Origin of the sequence: Acinetobacter sp. YH12086 (assembly GCF_013419345.1) — a bacterium.
Classification (GTDB): Bacteria; Pseudomonadota; Gammaproteobacteria; order Pseudomonadales; family Moraxellaceae; genus Acinetobacter; species Acinetobacter amyesii.
The window spans coordinates 102,940-122,836 of record NZ_VPAF01000004.1; the positions used below are offsets into that span (position 1 = coordinate 102,940).

General features: G+C 41.8%; 21 protein-coding genes and 2 tRNA genes. 12 read left to right on the forward strand and 11 right to left on the reverse strand.

The genetic code is table 11. The features are described from left to right. The first annotated feature begins 66 nt into the window (after positions 1-66). The 3 genes from fadB to FTU29_RS06400 all read left to right on the forward strand — a co-directional run bounded on the left by fadB (position 67) and on the right by FTU29_RS06400 (position 4,494). On the forward strand, positions 67-2,220 hold the full coding sequence (gene fadB, locus FTU29_RS06390) for a fatty acid oxidation complex subunit alpha FadB (RefSeq protein WP_180120984.1): 2,154 nt from the start codon (positions 67-69) through the stop codon (positions 2,218-2,220). A gap of 12 nt (positions 2,221-2,232) precedes the next feature. Beyond that, a complete protein-coding gene (gene fadA, locus FTU29_RS06395) occupies positions 2,233-3,405 on the forward strand; it encodes an acetyl-CoA C-acyltransferase FadA (protein ID WP_180036233.1) in 1,173 nt (390 codons plus the stop codon). A 369-nt stretch (positions 3,406-3,774) separates the two neighbouring features. After that, the gene (locus tag FTU29_RS06400; RefSeq protein ID WP_180116105.1) at positions 3,775-4,494 is read left to right on the forward strand and encodes a hypothetical protein; all 720 of its coding nucleotides are present in this window, start codon (positions 3,775-3,777) and stop codon (positions 4,492-4,494) included. 149 nt (positions 4,495-4,643) lie between these two features. Here the strand turns inward: FTU29_RS06400 and tehB are convergent, their stop codons facing one another. Next, on the reverse strand, positions 4,644-5,516 hold the full coding sequence (tehB, locus tag FTU29_RS06405) for an SAM-dependent methyltransferase TehB (protein WP_180116106.1): 873 nt from the start codon (positions 5,514-5,516) through the stop codon (positions 4,644-4,646). A gap of 297 nt (positions 5,517-5,813) precedes the next feature. Between tehB and FTU29_RS06410 the strand changes: the two genes are divergently transcribed. Next, the gene (locus FTU29_RS06410; protein ID WP_180120986.1) at positions 5,814-6,434 is read left to right on the forward strand and encodes a hypothetical protein; all 621 of its coding nucleotides are present in this window, start codon (positions 5,814-5,816) and stop codon (positions 6,432-6,434) included. 55 nt (positions 6,435-6,489) lie between these two features. On the opposite strand, the gene FTU29_RS06415 is transcribed toward FTU29_RS06410, so the two are convergent. The 10 genes from FTU29_RS06415 to FTU29_RS06460 all read right to left on the reverse strand — a co-directional run bounded on the left by FTU29_RS06415 (position 6,490) and on the right by FTU29_RS06460 (position 13,288). Further along, positions 6,490-7,851: a GGDEF domain-containing protein gene (locus FTU29_RS06415; RefSeq protein ID WP_180120988.1), complete on the reverse strand. Its 1,362-nt coding sequence runs from the start codon at positions 7,849-7,851 to the stop codon at positions 6,490-6,492. 375 nt (positions 7,852-8,226) lie between these two features. Next, positions 8,227-8,505 carry a hypothetical protein gene (locus tag FTU29_RS06420; RefSeq protein WP_078190480.1) on the reverse strand — a complete coding sequence of 93 codons (279 nt, stop codon included), beginning with the start codon at positions 8,503-8,505 and terminating at the stop codon, positions 8,227-8,229. Between the two features lie 79 nt (positions 8,506-8,584). Continuing rightward, positions 8,585-9,334 (reverse strand): hypothetical protein, encoded by a 750-nt coding sequence (locus tag FTU29_RS06425; protein WP_180120990.1) that lies wholly within the window; start codon positions 9,332-9,334, stop codon positions 8,585-8,587. A 192-nt stretch (positions 9,335-9,526) separates the two neighbouring features. Next, positions 9,527-10,054 carry a hypothetical protein gene (locus tag FTU29_RS06430; protein ID WP_257226903.1) on the reverse strand — a complete coding sequence of 176 codons (528 nt, stop codon included), beginning with the start codon at positions 10,052-10,054 and terminating at the stop codon, positions 9,527-9,529. Between the two features lie 193 nt (positions 10,055-10,247). Then, complete coding sequence (locus tag FTU29_RS06435) at positions 10,248-10,982, reverse strand: class I SAM-dependent methyltransferase (protein ID WP_180120991.1); 735 nt, start codon at positions 10,980-10,982, stop codon at positions 10,248-10,250. Between the two features lie 104 nt (positions 10,983-11,086). Continuing rightward, positions 11,087-11,809, reverse strand: a complete 723-nt coding sequence (locus tag FTU29_RS06440) for a hypothetical protein (RefSeq protein WP_180116111.1) — start codon at positions 11,807-11,809, stop codon at positions 11,087-11,089. Next, positions 11,809-12,258, reverse strand: coding sequence for a hypothetical protein (locus tag FTU29_RS06445; RefSeq protein WP_180106120.1), 450 nt, complete (start codon positions 12,256-12,258; stop codon positions 11,809-11,811). Before FTU29_RS06445 ends, FTU29_RS06440 begins: the two co-directional genes overlap by 1 nt. A 157-nt stretch (positions 12,259-12,415) precedes the next feature. After that, positions 12,416-12,491, reverse strand: a tRNA-Phe gene (locus tag FTU29_RS06450). A gap of 137 nt (positions 12,492-12,628) precedes the next feature. After that, positions 12,629-12,704 (reverse strand) — tRNA-Phe (locus FTU29_RS06455). A 194-nt stretch (positions 12,705-12,898) separates the two neighbouring features. After that, the gene (locus FTU29_RS06460; RefSeq protein ID WP_078193146.1) at positions 12,899-13,288 is read right to left on the reverse strand and encodes a GNAT family N-acetyltransferase; all 390 of its coding nucleotides are present in this window, start codon (positions 13,286-13,288) and stop codon (positions 12,899-12,901) included. A gap of 97 nt (positions 13,289-13,385) precedes the next feature. On the opposite strand from FTU29_RS06460, the gene hisB reads away from it, so the two are divergent. The 8 genes from hisB (at position 13,386) to FTU29_RS06500 (ending at position 19,841) form a co-directional block, all read left to right on the forward strand. After that, complete coding sequence (hisB, locus tag FTU29_RS06465; RefSeq protein ID WP_078190487.1) at positions 13,386-13,979, forward strand: imidazoleglycerol-phosphate dehydratase HisB; 594 nt, start codon at positions 13,386-13,388, stop codon at positions 13,977-13,979. Continuing rightward, positions 13,979-14,596, forward strand: a complete 618-nt coding sequence (gene hisH / locus FTU29_RS06470; RefSeq protein ID WP_180120993.1) for an imidazole glycerol phosphate synthase subunit HisH — start codon at positions 13,979-13,981, stop codon at positions 14,594-14,596. The genes hisB and hisH overlap by 1 nt, the downstream gene beginning before the upstream one ends. Before the next feature lie 130 nt (positions 14,597-14,726). Continuing rightward, positions 14,727-15,236 (forward strand): DUF805 domain-containing protein, encoded by a 510-nt coding sequence (locus FTU29_RS06475; RefSeq protein WP_180120995.1) that lies wholly within the window; start codon positions 14,727-14,729, stop codon positions 15,234-15,236. 230 nt (positions 15,237-15,466) lie between these two features. Then, complete coding sequence (locus FTU29_RS06480) at positions 15,467-15,940, forward strand: DUF805 domain-containing protein (protein WP_180035467.1); 474 nt, start codon at positions 15,467-15,469, stop codon at positions 15,938-15,940. Between the two features lie 155 nt (positions 15,941-16,095). After that, the gene (locus FTU29_RS06485; RefSeq protein WP_180035466.1) at positions 16,096-16,761 is read left to right on the forward strand and encodes a 3'-5' exonuclease; all 666 of its coding nucleotides are present in this window, start codon (positions 16,096-16,098) and stop codon (positions 16,759-16,761) included. A 433-nt stretch (positions 16,762-17,194) separates the two neighbouring features. After that, positions 17,195-17,959: a hypothetical protein gene (locus FTU29_RS06490; RefSeq protein ID WP_180120996.1), complete on the forward strand. Its 765-nt coding sequence runs from the start codon at positions 17,195-17,197 to the stop codon at positions 17,957-17,959. A 193-nt stretch (positions 17,960-18,152) separates the two neighbouring features. Beyond that, a complete protein-coding gene (gene hisA, locus FTU29_RS06495) occupies positions 18,153-18,884 on the forward strand; it encodes a 1-(5-phosphoribosyl)-5-[(5-phosphoribosylamino)methylideneamino]imidazole-4-carboxamide isomerase (protein ID WP_078190493.1) in 732 nt (243 codons plus the stop codon). Between the two features lie 69 nt (positions 18,885-18,953). Continuing rightward, positions 18,954-19,841: a DMT family transporter gene (locus tag FTU29_RS06500; RefSeq protein ID WP_180024922.1), complete on the forward strand. Its 888-nt coding sequence runs from the start codon at positions 18,954-18,956 to the stop codon at positions 19,839-19,841. The last annotated feature ends 56 nt before the right edge of the window (positions 19,842-19,897 follow it).

The window sequence follows — 19,897 nt, forward strand, 5'->3', positions numbered from 1 at the left end:
CGCAGGAACCGCGTACTCGCTTCACAACATCAACTTAGAAGTCCTCCAAAATAAAGGAGATCAGGCATGATCCACGCTGGCAATGCCATTACCGTCCAAATGCTTTCGGACGGAATTGCAGAATTCCGCTTTGACTTACAAGGTGAGTCGGTCAACAAGTTTAACCGCGCAACAATTGAAGATTTTAAAGCTGCAATTGACGCTGTTAAAGCAAACGGTGACATCAAAGGTTTAATCGTTACTTCAGGTAAATCTACATTTATCGTGGGTGCAGATATCACTGAATTCGGTGACAACTTCGCTCAAGGCGAACAAGCGATTGTGGATTGGGCATTGCCTGTTCACGACATCTTCAATGCGTTTGAAGATCTAAACGTTCCTAAAGTTGCTGCAATCAATGGTATGGCATTGGGCGGCGGTTTTGAAATGTGCTTAGTGTGTGACTATCGTGTGATGTCAGAAGCTGCACAAGTTGGCCTTCCAGAAATCAAACTGGGTATCTACCCTGGTTTTGGTGGTACGGTTCGTTTAAGCCGCGTGATTGGTATCGACAATGCGGTTGAATGGATGGCAATGGCTGCACCGAAAAAGCCGGCTGCTGCGCTCAAAGACGGTGCTGTTGATGCAGTTGTTGCTGCAGACAAACTACAAGACGCTGCAATTGACCTTGTGAAACAAGCGATTGCTGGCCGTGTAGACTGGAAAGCAAAACGTCAAGAAAAATTAGATCCTGTTAAATTGAACATGCTTGAACAAATGATGGCATTCAATACAGCGAAAGGTGCAGTGCTTGCTAAAGCAAACCCTGCACAATACCCAGCGCCAAAACTTCTTCTAGACTCATTACAAGCAGGTGCAAGCCTTCCACGTGATGAAGCATTGAAAATCGAAGCGCAAGGTTTTGCTAAAGCGGCTGTGACTCCACAAGCAGGTGCGTTAATTGGTTTATTCCTTAACGACCAAATTGTGAAGAAAACTTCGAAGAAATATGAAAAAGGTGCTCACCCTGTCAACCAAGCCGCTGTATTAGGCGCGGGTATCATGGGTGGTGGTATTGCTTACCAAGCGGCAAGCAAAGGCACACCAATCATCATGAAAGACATTGGTAACCCACAATTGGCGTTAGGTATGTCTGAAGCGAACAAATTGTTGACTAAACAAGTTGATCGCAAAAAAATGACTGCGGCGAAAATGGGTGAAACTCTTGCGCGCATCCGTCCGACTTTAAGCTATGACGAGTTTAAAGAAGTGGACATCGTGATTGAGGCAGTAACAGAGAACCCTAAAGTTAAGGGTATCGTACTTGCTGAAACTGAGAAAAATGTTCGTGACAACACGATCATTGCGTCTAACACGTCAACAATTTCAATCACACGTTTGGCTGAAAACCTACAACGTCCTGAAAACTTCGTAGGTATGCACTTCTTTAACCCAGTTCACATGATGCCATTGGTAGAAGTGATCCGTGGTGAAAAGACGTCTGCTGAAGCGATTGCAACGACTGTAGTTCTTGCTCAGAAAATGGGTAAAACACCAATCGTGGTTAACGACTGCCCAGGCTTCTTGGTGAACCGCGTATTGTTCCCTTACTTTGGTGCATTTGACCTTCTATTGAAAGACGGTGCTGACTTCCAACAAGTCGACAAAGTCATGGAAAAATTCGGCTGGCCAATGGGTCCTGCTTACCTCATCGACGTTGTGGGTATCGACACAGGCGTACACGGTGCGGAAGTAATGGCAGAAGGTTTCCCTGACCGCATGAAGCCTGACTTCAAAGGTTCAATTCAAACAATGTACGAAGCAAAACGTTTGGGTCAAAAGAATGACGTTGGTTTCTACAAATACGAACTTGACCGTAAAGGTAAGAAAGCCAAAGTGGTTGATCCAGTGGCTTACGAACTTGTGGCTTCTGTTGCAACTGCGGAAAAACGTGAATTTGATGCGCAAGAAATCATTGACCGTATGATGCTGACGTTCTGTAACGAAACTGTTCGTTGCCTAGAAGACAATATCGTAGCGACTGCTGCTGAAGCAGATATGGCGATGATCATGGGTGTAGGTTTCCCTCCATTCCGTGGTGGTCCATGCCGTTACATCGACCAAACAGGTGTCGCTGAATACGTAGCGCTTTGCGACAAATATGCGTATTTAGGTAAGGCTTATGAAGCGCCACAAATGTTGCGTGACATGGCTGCAAACAACAAAAAATTCTACGGTTAAGGAGCAACGTGAATGGCTACTTTAAATCCACGTGACGTTGTCATCGTTGATGGCGTACGTTCAGCAATGGGTAAAACCAAAAATGGTATGTTCCGTAACGTACGTGCTGACAGCTTATCTGCTGAATTAGTACGCGCGCTTGTTGCTCGTAACCAGTTTGATACCAATGAAGTTGAAGACGTAATCTGGGGCTGTGTAAACCAAACCCTAGAGCAAGGTATGAACATTGGTCGTAACATTGCGTTATTGGCTGATCTTCCAAAGACTGTTGCAGGTCAAACAGTGAACCGTCTTTGTGGTTCTTCTATGCAAGCAATCCACACAGCGGCTGCGCAAATTGCAACCAACCAAGGTGATATCTTCATCATTGGTGGTGTAGAGCACATGGGTCACGTTGGCATGATGCACGGCATCGACATCAACCCAGAAGCGTCTAAGCATTATGCAAAAGCATCTAACATGATGGGCTTAACAGCTGAAATGTTAGGTCGTATGAACGGTATTTCGCGTGAAGAACAAGATGCGTTTGGTGTTGAATCACACCGCCGTGCTTGGGCTGCAACACAAGAAGGTCGTTTCAAAAATGAAATCGTGGGCGTTGAAGGTCACGATGCGAATGGCTTCAAAATTCTGTGCGATATCGATGAAGTGATTCGTCCTGATGCAAACCTTGAAGCATTCCAAGCTTTACGTCCAGTATTCGATCCGAAAGGCGGTACAGTAACTGCTGCAACATCTTCAGCTTTGTCTGATGGTGCTTCTGCAATGTTGCTGATGTCTGCTGAACGTGCTCAAGCTTTAGGTCTTAAGCCACGTGCTGTGATTCGTTCTATGGCGGTTGCAGGCTGTGATGCTGCGATCATGGGTTATGGTCCTGTACCAGCAACTCAAAAAGCGCTTAAACGTGCTGGCTTGTCAATTGCTGACATCCAAACGTTTGAATTGAATGAAGCGTTCGCTGCGCAAGGTTTGTCTGTTCTTAAAGGCTTAGGCATTTATGACCAACAAGACCGTGTAAACTTGAACGGTGGTGCGATTGCACTGGGTCACCCATTGGGTTGTTCTGGTGCGCGTATCACAACAACATTGTTGAACGTAATGGAACAGCAAGATACGCAAATCGGTCTTGCGACTATGTGTATCGGTTTGGGTCAAGGTATCGCGACCATTATCGAACGTGTTTAATTTTTAATTAAATACTGAGATAAAAGAAACCCCGCTTATTGCGGGGTTTTTTATTTGTTAACTAAACTCGCATGAATAATACTAGAAGCCCCTTCTCCCTCTGGGGTGAGCAGCATGCACCACAAGAGGATGAGGGGAAATTTTTCATATAAATCCTATCCCTGAGCGGTATTCTGCGCAAGTCTCCTTAAAAGGAGAGGGAAATTTCATAGTGCAATAAATTTTGTTCAAAAATCTTCAACAAAAAACCGTGCTAAACAAACCGTAAAAACGCCTCAGCATATTTTTAAAGTTAATACGTTAATTCTCGATTTTCAGCGATTTTTGAATTATGGTAAGGCCTGAACTAAAACTTAAATATGCATAACAATGATAAATAAACGACTTCACTACCTCTTAAAGATGAGCTGCCTAAGCACTTTTATTTTTCTTACAGCTTGCGCTACAAATAATGAAATCGGTGAACTCTCCCGTGATCTGTTTCAAAAATACGAAACAAAATATGCATGGAGAACAATCCTTGAAGATGATGTGATCGCATTTGGCAAACCCGCTAAAGCAATACCCAATGAACCAATCGATAGCATCGTAGTCGCAGGCAATAAATACAGCTATGTGATCAATAAAGGCGGTGCTGATTTTATTCAACTGATTAGCCAACTCAATCCACAATATATTCGTCTCCATCGAGAACTTGACTTTAATTCTCCGAGCCCGAACAGCACTAAATTTAGCGGAAGCTTTAAATTTTATTATGCGCCTCCCAATGGAACACTAAGTCCTACGGAAAGGGCATTATTCAACCAATATGGCGTAGCACCATGTGATTGTTCAAAGGCAGAACAGCAAGATCATCTCTTTAACTTAGAAATTGCAGGTACGGTTTACCCAAAAGTTGCGAATGCCGCAGATTTAAAGCCCTTAAGCCATCCATATAAGATCCGTATCCAGCATTACGAAGACCAAAGTGGCTATGTCAAAAAGTCAGGGCAGGAAAAATTGGCAGAATTACCACTATTGCCTTTAACACTCACAATCGACATCATTCAATTGCCTTTAAAAGCTTTAGGCTTTATTTATCAGCCTTAAATCAGAGTATGATCATATTCAATTGGTTGAATTTTCTAAGTACACATACACCATGACTAGCTCAAAAATGGTTCCCTTTTTCCAATTTAAGTAAAGTAAGTGTTGAGTTGATCACCAATCCTTCAACTCAACATCCTACAATTCTTGGCTTAAATTTTCTGCGCCAACAAAGTCGCAAAATGCTGTTGAATCCGCTGCCCTTCAGCATCCACCCGATGCAGCTCACCGACATTTTCATTGTATTTCACAATATTCCAGCCTTCATACAACGCACTTAACTCTCCTGCTTTAAAGCTAAATGGAAAGTCAGGCTGCGCAGGTAAATCAGGCGTATCCATCGCACAGACGATCAGGTTATAGCCATTTACACTTGTCGCTTGCTGCATCTGCTGAATCAGCGGCTTGACTGTATTGGCCTCTAAAAACATCATCACCACGGTACAGCAAATAAAGTCGTATGTACCTGTAATGCTTGGGTCAGCGTTTAGATCACGCTGCTGTACATGAATATTTTCAATGCCTTCCGCAGCGATTACCTCTTGCAGCTTGTACAAACTGTGTGGGTTCACATCCCATGCATCCACCTCAAAACGCTGCTCAGACAACTGACTTAAGTACAGCGAATTACGCCCCTGACCACAGCCGACATCCAAAGCTCGACCACCTTGCAAATATGGTGTTGCTGCCAAAAGTTCTGAGTGTGTTGGGCTGAGCTGATACTTTTTATAAAAATAATCCTGTGCTAAGCAATAAAAACTTAACTGACATTGCACATCATCACTCGCAGAGACAATCTTGTGCCACGCCTGTGGTTCGATAAACGGCGGTGGTAGGTCTGGACTAAATACATGCGTCGAGAGGACATTTCCAGACGCATCTAACATGGCAAAATTTACTTCACCTTGCAGCACGGTGAGTTTTGCCCATGTGCCTGCTTTGGTATTGTGCTGTTGTTTAAAACCTTGTGGAATCGACTGCTGCGTCCACACAGGGAGCTGTTTATAACAAATAATCTGCTGCATCTGTCGTTATCCCTCATGCGACGTTTTTTTTATGCCATACCAATGGCGGAAATGTATATTCACCATAACGGCTTTAACAGTGATTTTAAATCAGCTTTGAATTGAAAATTTCGAATGCTGTGGAATGTACGCTGTTTTTGTTTGTTTTTCTGCGTAACACCATGTTATCCGTTTGTAACATTGGTGGAATATTCACACAATCGAATCCCTCACTCTGTGCCGTGTAACCTAAGTACTGTTGATAAGGCATAAAATTTACAATGCCTTATTTTAACTAAGTTTTATAGAGTGATGACTATGAACGCGATCAAAACTACTTTAGCTGTTGCTTTAGTTGCTGCTACAACTTCTGCTATGGCAACTACTGCTGTAGAACAAAAACCTGCGACTGCTGTTGAAGCTGTAAAAGCTCAAGCTGCACAAGCAAAAACTGCAACTGTAGCTGCTGCTCAAGCAACTAAAGATGCTGCTAAAACTCAAGTGGCTGTTGCAGAAAAAGCGACTCAAACTAAAACTTTAACAGTGAAAGAAACCACTAAAGCAAAAACTGCTGACATGAAAAAAGCAGTTGTAGAAAAAGCAGCAGCAACTAAAGAAACTGCAGTTGCAGTAAAAGATGCAACTGTAGCAAAAACTGTAGCGGCTAAAGACGCTGTTGTTGCGAACACTGTTGCAGCAAAAGACGCGACTGTAGCAAAAACTGTAGCAACTAAAGATGCTGTCGTTGCAAAAACTGTTGAAGCAAAAGATGCAGCTGTAGAAAAAGCAACTGATGCAAAAGAAGCTGTTGAAACTAAAACTGAAGAAGTAAAAGCTGAAGCGAAAAAAGACTGTGCTAAAAAATGTGCAGAGAAAAAAGCTGAAGCAGCGAAAGCTGAGAAAAAAGGTTTCTTTTCTTGGTTCAAAAAAGCAGCTTAATCGTTGATTAAATGCTAAAAAAGATGCCTTCTCGGCATCTTTTTTTTATGCCGATTTAGACCGCAATGCTGCTTTCTGCCAACGGAATAATCTTTTGATAAACAAACTGATTTTTCCCTTGTGATTTCGCCTGATATAAGCAGGCATCGACATGTTGTAGAGTCGTGGAGTAATTGGATAAACTCAACTGTTGAAACTCGGCCAAGCCCATACTAAAGCTGACATCTAGCCTTAATTGATTTTTTCGAAACGGTACATGTTCACAGCGTTCCAAAATCGTTTCACACAACATTTTACCCTGTTCCAAATCGGCACCTTCAAGCAAAATTAAAAATTCTTCACCGCCCCAGCGACTGATAAAACTCGCGCGTGGACTACAATTTTTTAAGATTTTTGCCAAATGCACCAAAACACTGTCCCCCATTTGGTGTCCATATTGGTCATTAATTTTTTTAAAATTATCGACATCGAGCAAAATGACACAGCCTTTATCAACCGCACCCTCTATAAATATTTGTTCTTTAAAAGCATGGCGATTTTTCAGCCCCGTCAACTCATCGCAAAAACTTACACGTTGCAAAGCCAAATACAGGCGTTTATTTCGTGCATATAGCTCACAAATAAACAGAAAAATGATCAGATAAATACCCAATGCCAAACGATAAGAACTGATCCGCGAGAGCATATGTACCTGTGCATCTGACCAATATTCCCCAGCCAATGGCATGGCACCATACCAGCCACAGATCAGCGTCATTAAACCAATCAGCCAGCAAAAAGTTTTGAGGTCGTATTTGATCGCGTAATAACACATCAATAAAGGCAAGACCATGCAGGCATAGAAGATCTGATCATTTGAGATCACATATTGCACGGCCAATGCCACGATCAGATAGCCATAATCTATCCACGGTACATTCATCCAGCGCTGAACACCAAATAATAAACACACCACAGCCAAACTTGTTGCAAATTGCTCTAGAAAATAATCAACAAAGGCAAAGTATTGGTTGTCCATCTGAAAGCATGCCACGAATAATAGACTGCCTGCAAAAGCACCCACGATACTCGGAACAGTTAGCATCAGGGTTCGTTTAAAGCGGTGCTTTTTTAAATGGCTCAGTGCCAAATAGGCTTTAATAAATACCCAAATTTGAAATGCCGAAATCGCACACAGGAGAAATTTATCCTCTAATGTCTTGGCGGGATCGACCATCAGCGAAGCCACAAAAATCGCACTAAAAGCATAGAGTACGATCAGTAAATCGTGGCTTAAATGCTTCCGCATTAAAATCATGCCATAGGCAGTGAATGCATTTACCACCCAAACAGGGCTAATAAATAATTCATAGGTATAGCCTATCGACACCAATGAAACCGCACATATGGCAAGCCATAGCAGTATTAATTTTTTCATATGCTAAAAAAATCGTCTCTAAAAATGGCGATAAACCTTTCATTCAAAGCCAATCGGTCTAAGGTTAGAATGCTTGCAAGTTCAATACAGCTCAGCTTCTTATGCGATATGGGCTGCTGGCTAAAAATTTATGTTTAAATTTTCGGCGTATTTTAAGTGATTTAAGTCACACTATTGATTAATAGTTGTATTAAATTTGCAATTTAAACAATCAAAGACTGTTTTAAAGCCAATGTTTTTTGCGTTATTCATGCTAGTTCGGAACTCAGCTCCCAAATTGATGCTCGATAGCAACAAAAAAGCCATCCGCTAAAGGATGGCTTTCACTTGTATAACATGTCTTGAAGCTGTGCTGAATAATTTGAATGAAAGGACTTATTTTAGTATTTGTAATTGTTCCATCAACCAAGCCATGTATTTATCTTGATCCATAAAGTCAGGGGCCGTCCCTGTATCCAAACTATAAAATTGTTGATTAAATTCAATCACAATTTGTTCAGTCAGATGCCAATCTTCAATCATGCGAAAATACTGACTGAAGAAAAACCGGTTCTTGCCCCAATTGTTTAGACTTTCCAAACGTGGATATTGGCGGTTCGCGATAAAGTCGATATAGACCTGCTGAATATCATCAAAAATCTGAATAGCTCGCATGAGCATGGACCTTTATATGATGTAAAACCCTGCTATAAGCCACTTTATCGCGCAAATTTGAAAGAGTGATGACAGTCAGTTAAAGCTTTTGTTTCAACTCTGAACGGTTCTTTTGGCGGATCTCATCCATTTGTGCATTGAGCGCTAACATCTCTGTATAAAGCTGATTAAACTGCTTTAAAGGCGCGTCTTCATAGAACATAAATAATTTATTTTTCTTTTCCCATTTATTGGCTTTCAGCACAGCAAAAATTTCATCAGCCTTCGCCAAGCTTTGCTTTTCTAACTCAAATAAAGCATGCGACTCTTCACTATCACGACTGTCTCTTAAACTCTGGGCAATTTGCTGACGAAACACCTGTTTGACCGCCAACTGTTTGGCCTGTGCTAAACCATTTTCCTCTTGCTGTGAGGTTTTTTGTTCATAAGCATCGACCACAGCATGCACCTGTTGCAGCATTTGCTCAGTCTCTTGATATTGGTTTTTTTTATCTTGCAACAAACGATCTATGTCGAGAAATTTATCCCAATTCAGTGCTTTAAGATCACGAATATATTGATTCCGCGCTTCTGCACGCTGCAGCATTTGGCTCAAAATAAAATCCGACATGATTTTATAATCACCCGTTAGCCGTGCATCTGTCACATTGAGTTGTATCGGCTCTTCCCAGTGCTGAGCTTGCTGAAAAATTTGCTCGGTTTTTTCGCGCAAAACCGTTTCATAGGTCGAGAGTTGCACAGCTTCTTTTTGCTGTACTGAATATTGATAAAACATCCATCCAAAGACCAATACCGTTGCACTGGCCAAGACAACAAAGATACGCGGCATAATGAGCTCCGAATGCCCTTTTATTCAGTTTAACCAAAAGTTTGAAGATTGACGATAAAATAGCCATGCTTTTTAAGAAGGCTATTTGAAAACATCAATGTCAATACACTTAAATTGCGCATGTCATCAAAACGAAAATTCATGGATAAAACATGAATTTTCGCCTTCAATTTACTGTAGAGATGTATTCGATTATGGGGTCTTGATCGGATTGGTATTTAACTGACGGTCAATATTGCCAAGATTGATTTGATCACGACTGATTTGCACATTGGTCGCATTTCGGTCTATCCCAAAGGGTTGCAACATAATATATAAACCATTGCGTGGGTCAGAAGACTGTAAACCTGCGGCAATATCTAAAACATGCTGCTGCATCAAAGGCGATAAATTCGACATATCAGGCACTGCTGTCGCAGGCAAGACATCTACATTTGATACGATTGTTGCATCGACACCTTTGTTTTGCGTATCGCGCTCAAGTTGCATCACCCGTTGCTGTAAAGCTTTACGGCGATCCACCTGCTCTTGATACTCAACAATGCCCGTCTCTGCACGCATTTCACGCTCTGCCATAATGGTTAAAGCAGGCATCTGAATAGCTTGTTGTTCGGTATCCTCAGCTTTTGTAGTGGCTTTTTCCACAGCCAAAGTACTCATAGCCGTCATTGCTGCGCTAACAAAAACCAAAACGGAAACAGATTTAGGGAGATTCATCATGTTCATTCCGAGAGATTTAAAAATAGAAAATTGAAAAAATTTACACTGCCATTATTGTACAACAATTAATCAATTTACTAGATTTAAGCCCGACAAACGGCAGGAGAGTACGACCTATTTAAACCTCACGTTGCTCATTCTAGACTTAAGATATCATCCTTTATCTATCTATATTGCGGCTGCTTTTTCTTTTTTATACTGCTCCAATTCTTAACAGCACAGGAAATGACAAAGCAAACTCTTGCTGCGGATGACGGCTAAAGAAGTCATGCAAAGCTGCACACGGTTGATGTGTTGGATGTTGCTGTTGATAGTGTTTTAATCCAGACCATGTTTGCAAATAGTCTAAAATTTGCTGTGCACACCACCTATAATTTAAAAACAGTTGAGGTGTCGCTAACTCCTGAAATGGAAACGGAATACTGCGATATTCTTCGTCGATGTAACGACGTTCAGCGTCCCAATAGCCCTTTAACGTGACAAAATACAGATCCTGTAAAAGCTGGTTTAATTCCGCATGTTCAAATTGAATCAGACCATAGCCCACAATGGCGATGTGACCATGGGGTTTCAAAACGCGTCGTACTTCTGCATAAAAGGCAGCAAAATCGAACCAATGAATCGCTTGCGCGACTGTGATTAAATCCACTGAATGGTCAGCAAGCGGACAATGTTCTGCGCTAGCTTGCTCATAACGTACATTGTCTAAATTGGGTGCTTGTGCCAATTGTTCGGCACTCAGATCTGTCGCTAAAACCTGTTGAAAATAGGGCGCCAAACCTTTGGTAAATTGACCTGAACCTGCACCACAGTCCCATGCCAGTTCACGCACGGCAACATGCTGCAAGATGCTATCGACGACTTCAGCAGAATAACTTGGACGTGCTTGTTGATACAGCGCACTCCCTGTAGAGAAAAGGTCTTTCATTGCGGGGATTCATTGGTTATTTTTTTATCAGTTTATCGAATTTTTAGGGTCGGAAACTAGCACTTAAGTCATAGCTTCAGCGATAAAATTTGAGCTTCAAATATTTACTCAATCACGTGCTGTATATAAAAACTGGTCTGTGCAATCGGGCTTAATTGATCATTCATTTGATAATATTTCACATCATAGTGCCCTGGCTTCCAGCCAGCGACAGGACTAAAACTGACCCAATTCTGTTCACGCTGAGCACTAATCCGTTGAGGCATAAAAAACAGCACTTCTCCAGTAGATTGATCGCTCCAACGTACAAAAACCTGCTCACTATTCGGAGTTTTTCCTAAAGTATCAAAGTGAGCAAACAACTGCTGTTCTGCATAAATGTCACGCGGCAGTACATTTTCAACCCCGTATTCTTGTTGTGCCATAACCGTGGCTCGTCCACTCATAGGCTCATGAGGATTATTTTTTGCATCAACAAATTCGCGTACAAGATGCTTTGCAAATTCGCGTTTGTTTTTTATTGCCGATAAATCATAGCTAGGAAAGGCTTGTTTTAAATATTGGTCCAACTGTTGTGGTGTCGCCTGATCAATGACGGCATTCACCTGAGTCATTTGATTTTTGAGTTGCTGTTGTAATTCGATATTATTTTCAGACTGCTCAGGTATATTCTGCTGAAAATTTTGAATAAACCTATTCCCTGTCTGATCTCTATTACTTTCTATAACTGTAGGATCATCAGATACAGTATTAGACGGGGCTATTAAATAGCCCAATCCCAAACAGACGAGGCCAATCAACATTGGCACAATGAATTTCATCAGCATTAATTACAGGTAATCGTTTCAGTCACGTTATTCGCCAGCGTGATTTTCAGACTTCCATTTGTAAATAATGCCCCCTGATTCACTTCTTCTTTAGTTCGATTACTGCCTGACAATAATCTTAATCCTTCTGATGTACAGATTCCTGTCTGGATATCATTTGTTAGCTTTAATACACAGCCTGCTGTTGTCACTTTATGGGTTTTTGCTACAGGTTGAGTACATATTGCCGTGATCACATTGGTAGACGGTGTTTTAAGATCACACGCTGAACAATCTCGACTTGCACTACCGCATGCATTTGCTGCTTTTTCACTGTGGCAAATATAGGTTTGAGTACCAAAAGTAAATTCTTTTTCATATGATGAATTAAAACTCCCACTGCTTCCACCGCCACATGCTGTTAATACAGCGCTTGTAATTATGGTTAAAGCCATTAACATTTTTTTCATATGCATTGTCATACCTTTTATTTTTAAAAATTTTTTTTAACTATCAGTCAAATTATATTCGGTAGATTGTAGCAGTTAAATTGTGTAAATGATAAACAACCGAAAAAACAACAGGCAAAAAAAAACCTCAAACAATGGTTTGAGGTTTTTTCGAATATGGTGGCGAGACCCAGGATCGAACTGGGGACACACGGATTTTCAATCCGTTGCTCTACCTACTGAGCTATCACGCCGATGCGGTGTATTAAGCCGTATCTTAGTTAATTAGTCAATCATATTTATAAAAATATTTTTTGTATGCATATTTTTTAGGCAAAAAAAATCCCTGATGGGATCAGGGATTGATAAACTGAAAAATCAGTTTTGAATATGGTGGCGAGACCCAGGATCGAACTGGGGACACACGGATTTTCAATCCGTTGCTCTACCTACTGAGCTATCACGCCGATGGGGCGTATTAAACAATTTAAGCTGTATGCCGTCAAGCATAAGCATGGGCTTTTTTCTCAAATGTTTATTTTTAAATCAACATTTCACACTAATCGCTTACTTTTTGTCTTATTTACATTTAAGTCTGAGTCAATTTAATTATTCAGACGAAAAAAAGACAGCACGGAGACTGTCTTTTAAAAATTGAACTTTACTCAACTACGTCAATTTTACCAATGTGTGCTAAACAACGATGAATCGCGCCACAACCTGGCTCGAAAGTTTTCACCCCTTTTTCTTCCTCCATACGTGTCGCTTCACTCACTAGACGTTCTGCAACACCACGCCCACGATTTGCTGGGTGTACCACAATATATTCAAGGGTTTTGCTTTCACCTTGGCCTGTACACCAAATCGCGCCAATCAATTTTGTATTAAATTCTGCAGTATAAACTAAGGTATACTGAGCTAAGTTCTGCTCAAGTTGTTCAATCGCATCGGAACCGTCGCTAAACTCAGGGCTGGTGTCATACAGTCGCTCAAGCTGGCTGCGCACTTCATCATTTTCCAAAGAAGTATAGGCATGTACGGTAATAGGCATTGATAAACCCTCCTGAGCAATCTAATATGCGGTGACTTTTCGTCACAGCGAAAATATTTTTACATCAATCATTTTGACGTATTTGAGGAACGTGTCTATGACAGATCGTATCAGTGAAGTGGTAAGAAACACCAACGAAACCAAAATTCGAGTTCGTGTGAATCTTGATGGTACTGGTCAAGGCACTTTAAACACTGGTGTTCCATTTTTAGATCATATGATTGATCAAATCAAGCGACATGGTCTGTTTGATATTGATATTCATTGTGATGGCGATCTTGAAATTGACGATCATCATACCGTAGAAGACTGCGGGATTACACTTGGCCAAGCCTTTGCTCAAGCACTGGGCAATAAAAAAGGCTTACGTCGCTACGGTCACTTCTATGCGCCGCTCGATGAATCACTGAGTCGTGTCGTGGTTGATTTATCTGGCCGTCCGGGTCTTTGGATGGATATTCCATTCACTCGCGCGCGCATCGGGACTTTTGATGTGGATCTTTTCTCTGAATTTTTCCAAGGTTTTGTGAACCATGCGTTAATGACGCTGCACATCGACAACCTAAAAGGTAAAAACAGCCACCACCAAATTGAAAGCGTATTTAAAGCCTTTGCCCGTGCATTACGTATGGCGTGTGAAGTTGACCCTCGTGCCGAAAATACTGTTGCGTCTACCAAAGGAACATTGTAATGACCCGTATTGCCCTTCTTGACTATGGCATGGGAAATCTTCACTCAGCAGCAAAAGCCCTCGAACACGTGGGTGCAACTGTTGATGTCACCAATGATCCTAAGCTGATTGCACAAGCAGATAAAATTGTCTTTCCTGGTGTGGGAGCAATGCGTGACTGTATGCAAGGCATGCATGATGCAGGCATTGATGAAGTGGTCCGTAAAGCGGCATTTAATAAACCTGTGCTTGCGATCTGTGTCGGTATGCAAGCCCTAATGCAGCATTCCGAAGAAAATGGCGGTGCAGATGCATTGGGTATTTTTGAAGGTTCGGTTAAACGCTTCCCTGATGTAGAGGGATTAAAAGTGCCGCACATGGGCTGGAACCAAGTGCATCAGGCAGACTCAAGCCACCCGATGTGGAAAAACATTGAGCAAGATGCACGTTTCTATTTCGTACATAGCTTCTATGTAGAGCCGCAAGACTCAAGCATTGTCGCTGCTACCTGTGACTATGGTTTGGAATTCTGTACCGCAATTCACAAGGAAAACTTGTTTGCGACACAATTTCACCCAGAAAAAAGTCATACAGCCGGCTTACAATTGCTGAAAAACTTTGTGGAATGGGATATCTAAAATACCTTCCTCTCAAAAAAGCCCGCTCCTTGCGGGCTTTTTTGTACTGTTTATTTTTCATCCTTTTATTTTCTACATATTCATTTTAGAATCTGCCTACTTATAAAAATACCAAAGCCTAGGAATAATAATGAATACCTTCACATCTGACTCACCGACCCAAGCCAGTGGTCGCTTTAGCCGGCGCGCATATCTTGCATGGAATCTACTGCTCGGCATTATTTTTACACTAATTGCTGTTGTAGTCGGCCTGCTCATACCCGGCGCGCAAAATGCGTTGACTGAGGGTGCAATGTCGACGCCACTCATGATTATTTTCTTTATCATGTATGCCATCGTCATTTATTACAGCGTCATTTTCTTAATCCGTCGTTTACATGACCGAGACCATTCTGGATGGCTTGCACTGCTGATCTTAGTTCCTGTAGTGAATATATTATTTGCGCTCTATGTGTTATTTGCACCGGGTAATAGCGGTAGTAATAGCTTTGAACAACCACGCCCGACCAAAGGCTGGGAAACAGTGCTGGCTGTTTTGTATATCGTGGTGTTTATAGTCGGGATACTTGCTGCGATCATGATTCCGTCTTACCAAAACTATGTGATCCGCTCTCAGCAAACCACGATTCAACAACAATAATGATAAATCATTAAATGCCGCCTAGATCGCTCTAAACAGCAATACATTTACTCAAACAAGCTCACACATGTGGGCTTTTTTTGTACTTTACCTTTATAATCAACGCGCTTTTTATGTTCAGGATCAAATCCTGTACTTTTTCACATTTTTATGTCGTTTTTAGCTCAATTTTTTTGCGGCTAAAAATGAATGATAACTATACTTTTTACGATAATTTAAGATCATTTAATATGAATAATTCACCCAATATAAACTCTGGTTGGAACCGTGACGGTCGTTTTAATCGCATGTCTTTTATCGGTTGGAATGTCTTCTATGGCCTCATGCTGAGCATATTGATGCTACTGATCGTCAGCATGATGCCCAATACCCTCAATGCCCTAATAGCTCATGCTGAAAATCCAATGACGCAAGTGATTGGATTGATCCTAAATATTTTAATGCTGATCCCTTTGATGATTTTTTCAGTGCGTCGTTTGCATGACTTTAATCTCTCAGGCTGGTTTGCACTCTTAGAGTTGATTCCGTTGCTCAATATCGTCATGTGCATTGCGCTGATGCTCATCCCGGGGTCTGCAAATGCCAATCAATATGGCGAGCCACGTACATCCAAAACATGGGAAGTGGTCCTCGCCTTTCTCTTTATCGGTTTATTCTTACTGATCTTGGTAAATGTATTATTTACTGCGCGTTTTCTATTTTAAGTCGTCACTGACTTTAAGCCTATTGGTCACTGTCATAGCAACGCGCTATGACAGGCAGGTGAGTCAATGGCTCATGCTCAACGCCACATCTCGGTATTTGCATTTCCCTACTAAACGCTCTAGGCTGCAACAACAAGCCTTTGAATTGAATCACAATGACTGATGCTCTACTGACACCTATTTTGCCAACAAAAGAACAGATTAAAGATTTTCCATTGTTCCAAAATTTAGTGCCAGAGCAGATCCATGTCATTCACAATGCAGAACAATGCCAACACTGGGCCGATGAATTGCAGACGACTGCCTTATTCGGTTTCGACTCTGAATCTAAGCCGACTTTTCGTAAAGGTGAGGTCTCTACCGGTCCACATTTAATCCAACTCGCTACGGCGCAACAGGCGTGGTTGTTTCAAATGAACGAATGCACTTGGGATTTTTTAAAGCCGATCTTGAGTAATCGTGATCAAATTAAAGTGGGTTTTGGCTTAAAAAATGATGCGCATTTATTTCGTAAAAAAGGCATCGAACTGAATAGTGTATTGGAACTCTCCAAGTGCTTTGCTTCTTTTGGCTTAAGCCAACCTTTAGGTTTAAAAAATGCCATGGCACTGCTTTTTCGTGTGAATTTTCCAAAATCTAAATCGGTCAGCACCTCGAATTGGGCCAAAAAGCGCTTAAGTCCGGAGCAAATTCGTTATGCCGCTGCCGATGCCTATGCCCCTGTTTTGGTCTTTGAAGAATTATTACAACGTGGCTTATTACCCAAAACCATTCCCAATACTTCTCTCAAACTAAGAATTCGTCCGCACATGAATTTATAAATCCTTAATTATTTTAAGGATTTAATTTATATTCAGCGATGTAACCGCTCTGTAACTGGATATTGCCCCAACCTATGGCATGACTAAGTGCAAAGATCGGCTGAAGAGTGCCAATGAATTTGCAGTTTATTTGCACTAGAGATTTAAACAGTACGTTATTGCCTTAAAAATAGTCACAGCACAGTCTAAAAACAATAAAATCGCACCTTTTAAGTACATTTATATCTTTGATTTAAATCATTTTAATTACATTAATATACATTTATATTTTTATTCAGCTAAGGTTTTGATCTCTCTGGGTTTTCTAGCAGAATTACATGATTTATCTCCTTCTTTCTATACTTTCATAATTTGTTTTCATCAATCTCCTTTTGCTAAAACAAGTCTGCCAAAAACATAACACATCATAATTTAAAAGCTTGGAGAACCTGACATGTTGAACTTATTTACAGGAAAAATCAGCGGTGTACTCAGCCTGACTTTACAAGGGATCAGTCAAGCAGTTGGACTGGTTTTAAATACTGTTTTGGATACTGTAGACAGCGTTTTCGAGACCGTGAGTAGCTTAACAGCGCCCTTAACGAATGCACTGACTGAGCTTCCGCTCATTGGTGGAACCATCGAAAAAGTACTCGCGGTTGAAAATCAGTTGGTCGGCACCTTAGGTGATGGCTTACATGCGGTAGCCGATCAACTGGCGACCGGTGATCTTCTCGGAGGTGTACAGACCGCTCTCAATGGCGTAACTGGTGTGGTCGGCCAAACCGTGACTGAAGTTGCAAGTTTAGTTGATCATCTCAGTGGCGTGGCTGCACCAATCACAGATGTACTTTCTGACCTGCCATTGCTGGGCGGTCTATTGGATGCAGTAGGCGAAACTACGGGGAATTTAACAGGCTTGTTGGCTGAAACGGGCGACTATGTAGCCAGTATTGATCCTACCGAATTATTAACATCCGTCCTGAATGATCCTTTAGCAAGTATGGGTAGTGTCGTGCAAGATGTTTCAGGCACTTTAGATGCCTTACTGGATGACATTGTACCGATTACATCGATTGCCACTGAACTTCCTGTGGTGGGTGATCTTGTTCAAGTGGTCGGTGAAAGTACCACAGCCCTCAATCAAGGCTTATACGATGTCGGTAGCTTACTTCAATCCGTAAACAGCGATTTATTACAAACAACCGCTTATGTTTAATGACTAAAAACGCTAATACACAGCGCATTTTTATAGACCAACAATAAAATCCAATCCTTTATTTGCACTAGCCTGACACATGTCAGGCTTTTTTAATTCATCAATTCTGATATTAGCATTTAGTGTATAGCCGTTTATTTGATAAGATTAGGTACAAATTCATTCTTAATTTGATTGAGCAAGGAGCGAAAGCATGCTGATCATCCCTGCAATTGACCTGAAAGATGGCAAATGTGTCCGTTTAAAACAAGGTCGTATGGAAGACGATACCGTATTTTCTGACGATCCAGTGGCAACTGCACAGCATTGGGTAAATGAAGGCGCGCGTCGCTTACATTTAGTAGATTTAAACGGTGCTTTCGCTGGTACACCGATTCATAAGCCTGTGGTTGAAGCGATTGCTAAAGCACAGCCTGAATTGCCAATTCAAATTGGTGGTGGTATCCGCTCTCTTGAAACCATTGAACATTACCTTGATGCAGGCGTCTCGTTTGTCATCATTGGTACAAAAGCGGTAAAAGAGCCTGAATTTGTTGAAGAAGCGTGCAAAAAATTTGCAGGCCATATCATTGTCGGTATCGATGCCATGAACGGCATGGTAGCAACGGATGGTTGGGCAAATGTCACTGATGTGAAAGCTACTGATTTGGCAAAACGCTTTGCAGATGCCGGCGTATCGAGCATCGTCTACACCGACATCGCACGTGATGGCATGATGCAAGGTGTGAACGTTGAACAAACCGTTAACCTTGCAACCTATTCAGGCTTACCTGTTATTGCATCGGGTGGCGTGACCAACCTTGACGACGTGCGTAACTTAAAAGGCCAACCGGGCATTTTAGGTGCGATTACCGGTCGTGCAATTTATGAAGGCACATTGAACCTTCGTGAAGCTCAGTTACTGCTTGATCAACAAAGCTTGTAATATACCCGAGCAGAAAAGAGGTCTTCGGGCCTCTTTTTTTATTTCTCCTCTTTGAACATTCAAATACACATGCCAACCGTCCAATCTGCTTGGAAAGCCAAGTTTCCGCAGCTCGCACTCATCCTGATTACCATGATTTGGGGCGCCAGTTTTATCACCGTGCAATACGGTTTAAATTTTAGCAGTCCAGTGCTGTTTGTCGGTCTGCGTTTTGCCGCAGCTACACTGGCTGTGAGTCTGTTATCGCTCAAATATCTTAGACATTTTTCTCAATATGATGTCATTGCGGGCGCAAGTATTGGCGCGGTGATTGCGATCGGCTATGCGACGCAAACGGTCGGCTTGCAAAGTATCAGCAGCAGCGAATCGGCCTTTTTAACTGCGCTGTATGTGCCGCTGGTTCCGATTTTTATGTGGCTGTGTTTTCGGCATAAACCACATCTGATGACATGGCTAGGTGTAAGTTTGGCTTTTGTCGGTTTGGTCTTTTTAACTGGTAATGGTTTTGGGGCTATTCAGCTCAATTTTGGACAAATCATTACGTTGCTCGGGTCAATTACCATTGCCTTTGAAATTATCTTGATCAGTTATTTTGCACCCCGCGTCAATCTACGCAGAGTGACGGTTCTACAATTGGCATTTGCTTCACTGTTCTGTTTTTGCTTTGCTCCACTGGTAGGTGAAACCACATTGCCCAAATTTGAATGGCCATTAATCGCTGTACTGTGCGGATTGGGGCTGGCCAGCGCCGTGATTCAACTGGTGATGAACTGGGCGCAGCGTATGGTTGATCCTGCACAGGCGGCAATCATCTATGCAGGTGAACCGGTTTGGGCCGCAATCATTGGGCGGCTTGCGGGTGAACGCTTAACACCGCTCGCTCTCATTGGTGGACTGTGTGTAGTGCTTGGTGTGATTGTGAGTGAATGGCGGCCGAAATGGTTAAAGAAACGCTAATTTCTGCATCCTCTATTAGATCAAAAAAGCGACTCATACGGTCGCTTTTTTGATGC